The organism is Pricia sp. (assembly GCF_041745955.1).
Taxonomy (GTDB): domain Bacteria; phylum Bacteroidota; class Bacteroidia; order Flavobacteriales; family Flavobacteriaceae; genus Pricia.
Map to the genome: position 1 here is coordinate 1 of NZ_JBGTHY010000338.1, position 7,996 is coordinate 7,996.

Below are 7,996 nucleotides of genomic sequence, written 5' to 3' on the forward strand. Positions count from 1 at the left end.
CTTTAGGAACAGGATACCGGTTTCGGTCAGGGCATAATATTTCCTTGGCGGTCCGGAAGTGGACTCCTCCCAGCGATAGCTGAGAAGCCCTGCGTTTTTTAATCGGGTCAAGAGCGGATAGATAGTACCCTCGACCACGAGCATCTTGGCGTCTTTCAGGGTATCCAGAATTTCGGAGGCATACTTGTCCTTTCCATTGAGAATGGCCAGGATGCAGTATTCCAGCACCCCTTTGCGCATTTGTGCCTTTGTATTTTCTACGTTCATAATTTCTTTTTGCTTTTTATGCAGATCCGCTAATTCGGGGGAACGCGGTTTTTGTTTTATAGTGTTAGTCTGCATAGATTGACTGCTTTTACCGAATTTTAGTTCGGTGTTCGTTTTTTGATTTGATGAATAAACTCCTTTAGATGTAAGGGTGTGATGAGTACCCGTTGGGATTAAGTATTGATTATTAATTGTCAGGTTTGGTCATGCTAGTTTCCATTGGCCATTAGTTTCTTATGCAAATATATATCTAAAAGAAGGTACTATGCAAAACAAAGTACTATAATTTAGCATAAGATTAACATTTATAACCTCACTAATTTTGGCTACATTTGAGGAAACCACAAAGAAGAATGGGCGTTACAGCTGAAAAATTCAACAAGTTTACTTTTTTCAAATTACCTGCTGCTTGGTGGACGGGAGTAAGGGTAAAATCCATTACTAAGCAGCAATGTGTGGTTACCGTAAAGCATGGGTGGCGCAATCAGAATCCATTTAATTCGATGTTCTGGGCGGTGCAGGGTATGGCCGCTGAGCTGAGCACCGGAGCTATGGTCATCAATCAAATACGGGAGAGCGGGAAAAGGATTTCCATGCTTGTTCAAAATAACAACGGGAATTTTTCAAAAAAAGCTACGGGGAGAATTACATTTACATGCGAGGATGGACATTTGATACGGGAAGCCATTGATAAGACCGTGGCGACAGGTGATGGGCAGACTTTTTGGATGAAGTCCGTCGGCGTGAACGAAGACGGGATGGTGGTCTCGACCTTTAATTTTGAGTGGACTGTACGGGTAAAGAGTTAGGGATTAAGGGTTCAGGGTACCTTGAATTTAGCTTGTAACAAAATTTCATTTTTCGCTACCAATATTCAATTAGTATACTCCTAAGCATATAAACCCATAAACTTTTTTTCAAAATGAATGCACACGAAATAGATTATCAAATTTACGGAGAGGAAATGCAATACGTCGAAATCGAACTGGACCCGAACGAGGCGGTGGTCGCCGAGGCGGGGAGTTTTATGATGATGGATTCCGGGATCAAGATGGATACTATCTTCGGCGACGGCTCCAATCAGGAAAAGGGAATTTTAGGCAAGATTTTTTCCGCCGGTAAACGGGTCTTGACGGGGGAAAGCCTGTTTATGACCGCTTTTCTTAACGCAGGGCAGGGCAAGAAGCAGATCAGTTTCGCTTCGCCCTACCCGGGAAAAATTCTGACAATCGACCTTTCGGAAGTACAGGGAAAGTTTATCTGCCAGAAGGATGCTTTTCTCTGCGCTGCACAAGGGGTGTCTATCGGTATTGAATTCTCGAAGAAATTAGGTCGAGGACTTTTCGGTGGCGAAGGCTTTATTATGCAAAAACTGGAAGGTGACGGGTTGGCGTTCTTACATGCCGGAGGTACCTTGGCCAAAAAACAATTGGCCGCTGGTGAAGTCTTAAAAGTGGACACCGGATGTATCGTAGGCTTTACCCAAACGGTCGATTACGATATCGAGTTTGTCGGTGGTATTAAAAATACTATTTTTGGTGGGGAAGGTCTTTTTTTCGCCACCTTACGAGGTCCCGGAACCGTTTATATTCAATCGTTGCCCTTTAGCCGATTGGCCGGTCGGGTGCTGGCCGCAATCCCCCGGGGCGGAAAGGATAAAGGCGAAGGTAGTGTCTTAGGTGGATTGGGTGATCTATTGGGCGGTGATAATCGGTTTTGACCCGTAAACCATGTAACATTCGGCGAATAGCCCATTAGCTGTTAACGAATAATTCTGAAGTCCATTAAGAAAAACTTCCCTTTTCAGAGCTTTCTAAACAAGGCGTTTGCCGTTTAATACAATTAATTACAAATTCGTGCGTTAATTGGATATCATTTGAAAGTGAGTTTAAAGTAATCGCCAACCAGCCAAATTTAAATACCATTGACGACACGAGTTAATACTACGCCTTTAGTAATTTGGATTATTGATGATGACCTGGTTTCGTTATATGCTACGCGTTACCGGATACAACAATCTGGAAGTAGTGCCAAAGTTTTGGATTTTGATACTGCTGAAATCGCTTTACGGGCTTATCATAACAATAAACATAACGGAAAGGAACTGCCCCATATCATCTTTTTAGATTTGATTATGCCCGGAATGAGCGGATGGCAATTTTTAGAACAACTTGCCAAAATTTCGGAAGCGTGCAAGAAAACCCAGGTCTATGTACTTTCGGCCTTTTCAAATTCCAAAGACCGTATGCAGGCCAAGGCGCATACGTCCATTATAGGTCATTTCGACAAACCGCTCTCTAAAATGGATATGAATCGGACGTTGATGACCGTTAATCCCTAAAGTTTATCCGAGGCCGGTATTAGCCGCGCACTAAGATTTGGTTCTTTCATGTTTTTGTCCAAAGGAAACATGGGTCTTTTGATGCGTTTGTAGTCAAGCCGCTGTAGGTCTTGGTCTACGCCGCCTGGTGTCAATGCCATGACCCAATCCCCACGCATGTCATAGAGTTCGGGCACAAGGTAGCCGATTTTGACCACGACGATATCGGTTTTTTCGGGATGGAGTCCCAATTCCGTAAAATCGCTTTTGTAGTGATAGGGTTTTCTTTTTTTGGTTACGATGACATGAACGCTTCCAACCTTGATGACCACTTCGGTCTCGGCATGCATATCACCTTGTTTAATAGCTGTGACCGTACCTGACAAATGAATGGGAGAAGCATAGCGGTCGTCGATCATTGCACCCGCCGGAGCATCTACTTTTCCCCCGACCCCAACTTTTACGGCTTCCTTTATAAGTTCTGGCCCGGGAAGGGATGCATAAATCAATGAAGGTCCGTTTTCGGATTTGAATTCCGGGTAGGCTAGAATTTTTTCTAAGGTCCAAGTTACGTCACCTGCACCGCCCGCCGTCGGGTTATCACCCATATCACTGATCATAAACGGTTTTTTGTCGCTGGCAAGGGCCATGTCCAAACTTTCTTTTAGCGGGGCGACAGGCGCCACGAACTCAAACGCTTCCCGGACATCCCAAAAGCTTTGTGCCAGTTTTTCCGCTCCACTTTCCACTTTTTTCTTGTCGTCACCGGTAACCATGACAACGGCATGGTTGCGCGGTTCGTCGGCCCACGCGTAGCCGATCCAAATGGCGGCATCGATGACGCCCTCTTGATTCGCAACCATAGGGACTTGGGCATACAGACTTTTCCCCGGTTCGATCCGGGTACTCGTCATCTCGCCGGGCAGTAGAATGGGAACGGGAATATACGCCTTGTATTTCGGTTTCCCCTTTCCGCTTTCGAGGCGATCCAATAGATTGTTGACCGCTCGTTGTTTGGACTCGATGGCATCTTCATGGGGTGCCATGCGATAACAGGTAATCAGGTCGGAGTGCTGTGCCAGGCGTTCGGATACATTGCCGTGCAAATCCATCGAAGTGGAAATCAAAGGTTCCGTGCCGATGACCTCTCGGATACGCTTGATCAAATCCCCCTCGGGGTCATCAAGTCCCACCACGCTCATGGCACCGTGGATATCGAAAAAAAGTCCATCATAAGGCCCGTTTTCTTCTAGCATTTTTAGGATTTGACCCGTCAGCGATTCATAGGTCTCCCGCGTGACGATACCGCCCGGCAGGGATTTTCCCACCAGTATCGGTACCCATTCCGCGCGTTTTCTCTCGTTTGAACCGGCCGTCATAAAAGGGTACCTGTTATAAATGGAATCTCCCGTTTTGGCATGAAAGGCTTCTTCAATCGATTGGGCAGGGGAAAAGGTACTCGATTCGATGCCTAGGCCTGCGATGGCGATGCGGGGTAGTTTTTTGGATTGTGCGAATAGGGTAACGGTAGCGAATTGAAGCAGTATTGCAAGGGTTAGGAGTTTTTTCATAATTATGTCTTTCTATCTCAAAGATAATTTTAATTAACAATTTCAGCAACCCATTCATGTATATGTCGGATACCATAAATTTAAACCGACAAGAATGCCACGAAAATTTAATCCCTAACTTTACCCAGTATTTTAAACGCATTCCCAGTGAAAAACGGCAACATAAAAAACACTAAAAAGGAAATCCTATCCGACAATTGGTATACGCTCAACAAATACACGTTCGACTATCAAAAGGAAGATGGTTCTTGGGAAACCCAAGAGCGGGAAAGCTATGACCGGGGTAACGGGGCCTGCATCCTTCTTTACAATACACAAAAGGGAACGGTAATTTTGACCCGACAATTTCGGATGCCGACCTACGTCAATGGCAACGAGAACGGAATGATGATCGAAGTCTGCGCTGGCGTGCTGGATGGTGACGAACCTGAAGTCCGCATTAAAAAGGAAGCGGAGGAGGAGACGGGTTTCCGGATCGAGAAAGTCGAAAAAATACTCACGGGATATACTTCGCCCGGAGCGGTTACCGAAATCATGCATTTCTTCATAGGTGAATATGATGCGAATCTGAAGATCGGCGAAGGCGGCGGGGCCGAAGACGAAACCGAGAATATTGAGGTGTTGGAATATGCTTTTGATGAGGCTCTACGGATGATCGGTACGGGTGAGATTATGGATGTTAAGACTATTGTTTTGTTACAACATGCGCAGATACAGGGAATTTTTCTTTGAATTAAAATCTTGTTATAACGTTACAGCAAGTAAGATGTAAAGTTCAAAAGCGCCGATGTCACGTTCAAGCCTGCCTGTCGGCGAGGCAGGGTTTAAAGAAAATTACCTTAAACCTTAAATCTTCAAACGGCAGACCCGCCTGCCGGACAGAATTAAACCTCGAATTTTTTTCGTCGGTTCGCCCCCGCCTAATACGTATCCCGAACTTCCTCAAAAATACGCTGCATCCTTTTTTTGACTTCCGAGCTGGGATGGCGAAAATGGTTGTTCATAAAGCTGAAGATCAACGTCTTTCCGGATTTTGTGACCAGATAGCCGCTGACGCAGTGCACGTTCCCGAGGCTGCCGGTCTTTGCGTGGAGGTAGGGCTTGGGATTGCCAGGGTACCAGCGCTCCAAGGTTCCGGAAACGCCTCCGGTGGGGAAGAGGTCGAAAAGGCGTTCTTTTGGGATGTCCCTGTACATTTTGTGCAATACGTGTACTATGGATTCGGGAGTGAACAGGTTATATCTTGATAGTCCCGATCCATCGACCCAGCGCGGCGGTTGTTTGAGATCGGAAAGTTGATGGTTTAAGACGGAGTCCCGCACCCTTTCGCCATTAAGCGTGTCGGACAGGGTGGAGGAGGCCAGCAGTAAAAGTTGCTCCGCGATCATATTATCGCTTTCGTGCATCATCCGCCGGTATAGGGAATCGGAGGGAAGACTGTATAAAACGCTCTTTACCCCAGAAGGCATTTGTGCGGCTACCCGAATCTTTTTCCCCAATACATCCTCCAAAATCGTCCTTGTTAGGGTGGAATCCGTTTTAAAGGGAATTTCGATGGTGTCTTTCCGTGATTTACCGAAATAGAAAACGTTTTTCTCAAGTTCACGTTGTAGCGTATAATTGATAGGAACCACCTTGTCCAAAAAATAAGACGGAGATACATTCGGCACATCCGTATTATGTAGGGTCACTACGTTGCCATAGAGCGGAAACGGACTTCTTTCGGGCTGGTAATAATAATCATAATCGCCCCATGACCATCCGGGGCCGAACTTATTCTCTTCAAAATTGTTGAGGTACAGGGCTATATTTCTATGGCCGCGCAAGAAGTCGAACGCCGTACTATCCATAAGATACGGATGTAAAAACGAGGGATCTCCCGTGCCTTCCACATAGAGCGTGTCGTTTTTCGCGATATATTTTAGCGCGGGAATTTTCTCCGGTAAAAACTGAAGGGCCGTAAAAAGGGTGAAAATCTTGGTATTGCTCGCCGGGGTAAAATACTTGGTGCTATTGAGGTTGTAGAGGGTATCATTCGATTCGGCATCCAAAATCAGAAATCCCGTAAATTGATTTTCGTAGAATGGTGACCCTAAAACGGTTTGAGTGGTGCGCTGTAGGTTTCTTTTGGCACTAGAACATCCGATTAACAATAGTAGGATGCTGCACACAATTCCAATTTTTCCCATATTTTTTATTAGTTTGGAGTGCCAAAGATAGGGAGTTTAACAAGACTTTGGCGAATTTTTAACTAGTCGCCCACAACATATTTCGGGCTTTATTGTTTAACTTTATGCATGAGATATACTCATTAACACCTAACTAATTAAACATTTTGAATATGGCTAGCAGCATGCTTGAGTACTCTAAAACGGTACTCAAAAAGGTCAGTTTCGATGCAAAATTATTTTGTAAGGAACTGGAAAAAGCGATTTCAAGATTGCTTCCCGAGGAAATTGAAGAACTCATAAACTGGTTACAACAGTTCATAACCGACAAACCGGAACTTCAACAAAGCCTCGTTTACATAAAAGTTTAATTGAAAGCCCTCCGATATTTCGGGGGGCTTTTTAAGTTTAAATTTCTGTTCGCATTACGCAGAACGCAAAAATGAACGTAGGGCAACAGGTTCAGAGCGCTTGGCGTACTCCTCGGCGCACGTCCTCTATTTTTTGCTAATCGGACTGATAATCTTAACGTCCTGAAAAGCGATAGCACCTCTTACAATGGCCGATATGACATCTTTTAAGGCTTCCGTGATCTGTATTTTCAGCTCGCTTTTATGATAGATAAGGCTGACTTCCCGAGCAGGGGAGGGGTTCTCGAAATACCGTAGATTTTTCTTCTTTTCCCCATCAAGTACCAGCGTATTTAAATAAGGTAAAAGGGTCATGCCCAAGCCCTCGTCGGCCAAATTGACAAGTGTTTCGAAACTGCCGCTTTGCAGTCGGAAAGTTGAATTTTCGAAATTCTGAGGGGCCTTGCAAAGGTTGATGATACCGTCACGGAAACAGTGGCCGTCCCGTAAGAGTAGAACATCATTGATGTCAAGATCTTTTGGGGTTATTTTGTCCGCCTTTGCCAACCGGTGGTTCTTGGGCACATAGCCCACGAAAGGTTCATAATACAGGGGGCGTTCCTTAATATATTCAGTCTCGAGCGGGGTTGCGGCAATGGCGGCATCTAAATGGCCTTCCTGTAGATTTCGGATAAGGCTCTCGGTATTCTGCTCTTTTATAATCAGGTTTACTTTCGGATATCTGGTAATAAAGGTCTTTAAAAACATGGGTAACAGCGTGGGCATGACCGTGGGGATGATTCCGAGTGTGAAATCGCCGCCTATAAATCCTTTTTCCTGATCCACGACATCTTTGATGCGATTGGCCTCGTTCACTATATTTTGGGCCTGCGCAACGATTTTTTTACCTACCTCGGTAATGGCTATCGGCTTCTTGCCGCGATCAAAAATGAGTACATCGAGCTCATCTTCAAGCTTTTGCACCTGCATGCTCAAGGTCGGTTGGGTCACAAAGCTTTTTTCGGCCGCCAAGGTAAAGTTCTTGTGCTCGGCAACGGCCAGTATATATTGTAATTGGGTAATGGTCATGTGAAATGGGATTCAGCCGATAAAAATAGGAAAACTATAGATAAATACTATCGTTATTGTAGACTGTGATAGTTATTTCCCGAACAGCGTATCCATCCCCGGAATATCTGGCATTCCCTCTTTGGCGACCGCTGCCAGTTCGGTTTCATTCACTTGGGTGGCTTTTTCGATGGCCTTATTGAGGGTCAGGATCAGGTAATCTTCCAATTGTTCCTTATCCTCAAGCAAACT

10 protein-coding genes are annotated in these 7,996 nt (G+C 45.1%); 5 read left to right on the forward strand and 5 right to left on the reverse strand.

Annotated elements, in window-relative coordinates:
• Positions 1–267, reverse strand: a 267-nt coding sequence (locus ACEW8S_RS12385) for a PadR family transcriptional regulator (RefSeq protein ID WP_373518466.1), incomplete at its 3' end; no start/stop codon positions are given.
• Positions 268–620: 353 nt separating this feature from the next.
• Between ACEW8S_RS12385 and ACEW8S_RS12390 the strand changes: the two genes are divergently transcribed.
• The 3 genes from ACEW8S_RS12390 (at position 621) to ACEW8S_RS12400 (ending at position 2,608) form a co-directional block, all read left to right on the forward strand.
• Complete coding sequence (locus ACEW8S_RS12390; RefSeq protein WP_373518458.1) at positions 621–1,076, forward strand: DUF4442 domain-containing protein; 456 nt, start codon at positions 621–623, stop codon at positions 1,074–1,076.
• Positions 1,077–1,189: 113 nt separating this feature from the next.
• The gene (locus ACEW8S_RS12395; protein ID WP_373518459.1) at positions 1,190–1,987 is read left to right on the forward strand and encodes a TIGR00266 family protein; all 798 of its coding nucleotides are present in this window, start codon (positions 1,190–1,192) and stop codon (positions 1,985–1,987) included.
• 204 nt (positions 1,988–2,191) lie between these two features.
• The gene (locus tag ACEW8S_RS12400; RefSeq protein ID WP_373518460.1) at positions 2,192–2,608 is read left to right on the forward strand and encodes a two-component system response regulator; all 417 of its coding nucleotides are present in this window, start codon (positions 2,192–2,194) and stop codon (positions 2,606–2,608) included.
• On the opposite strand, the gene ACEW8S_RS12405 is transcribed toward ACEW8S_RS12400, so the two are convergent.
• A complete protein-coding gene (locus tag ACEW8S_RS12405) occupies positions 2,605–4,158 on the reverse strand; it encodes a M81 family metallopeptidase (RefSeq protein WP_373518461.1) in 1,554 nt (517 codons plus the stop codon). The two genes, ACEW8S_RS12400 and ACEW8S_RS12405, sit on opposite strands and share 4 nt — an antisense overlap.
• A gap of 147 nt (positions 4,159–4,305) precedes the next feature.
• Here ACEW8S_RS12405 and ACEW8S_RS12410 point away from each other — a divergent pair, with 147 nt between their 5' ends.
• On the forward strand, positions 4,306–4,890 hold the full coding sequence (locus ACEW8S_RS12410; protein WP_373518462.1) for an NUDIX domain-containing protein: 585 nt from the start codon (positions 4,306–4,308) through the stop codon (positions 4,888–4,890).
• Between the two features lie 188 nt (positions 4,891–5,078).
• Here ACEW8S_RS12410 and ACEW8S_RS12415 read toward each other — a convergent pair whose 3' ends face one another.
• A complete protein-coding gene (locus ACEW8S_RS12415) occupies positions 5,079–6,347 on the reverse strand; it encodes a D-alanyl-D-alanine carboxypeptidase/D-alanyl-D-alanine-endopeptidase (RefSeq protein WP_373518463.1) in 1,269 nt (422 codons plus the stop codon).
• A 152-nt stretch (positions 6,348–6,499) separates the two neighbouring features.
• Here ACEW8S_RS12415 and ACEW8S_RS12420 point away from each other — a divergent pair, with 152 nt between their 5' ends.
• The gene (locus ACEW8S_RS12420; protein ID WP_373518464.1) at positions 6,500–6,697 is read left to right on the forward strand and encodes a hypothetical protein; all 198 of its coding nucleotides are present in this window, start codon (positions 6,500–6,502) and stop codon (positions 6,695–6,697) included.
• Positions 6,698–6,823: 126 nt separating this feature from the next.
• On the opposite strand, the gene ACEW8S_RS12425 is transcribed toward ACEW8S_RS12420, so the two are convergent.
• A complete protein-coding gene (locus tag ACEW8S_RS12425; RefSeq protein ID WP_373518465.1) occupies positions 6,824–7,765 on the reverse strand; it encodes a LysR substrate-binding domain-containing protein in 942 nt (313 codons plus the stop codon).
• A gap of 72 nt (positions 7,766–7,837) precedes the next feature.
• The coding region (locus ACEW8S_RS12430; RefSeq protein WP_373518467.1) for a YbaB/EbfC family nucleoid-associated protein at positions 7,838–7,996 on the reverse strand (159 nt) is incomplete at its 5' end.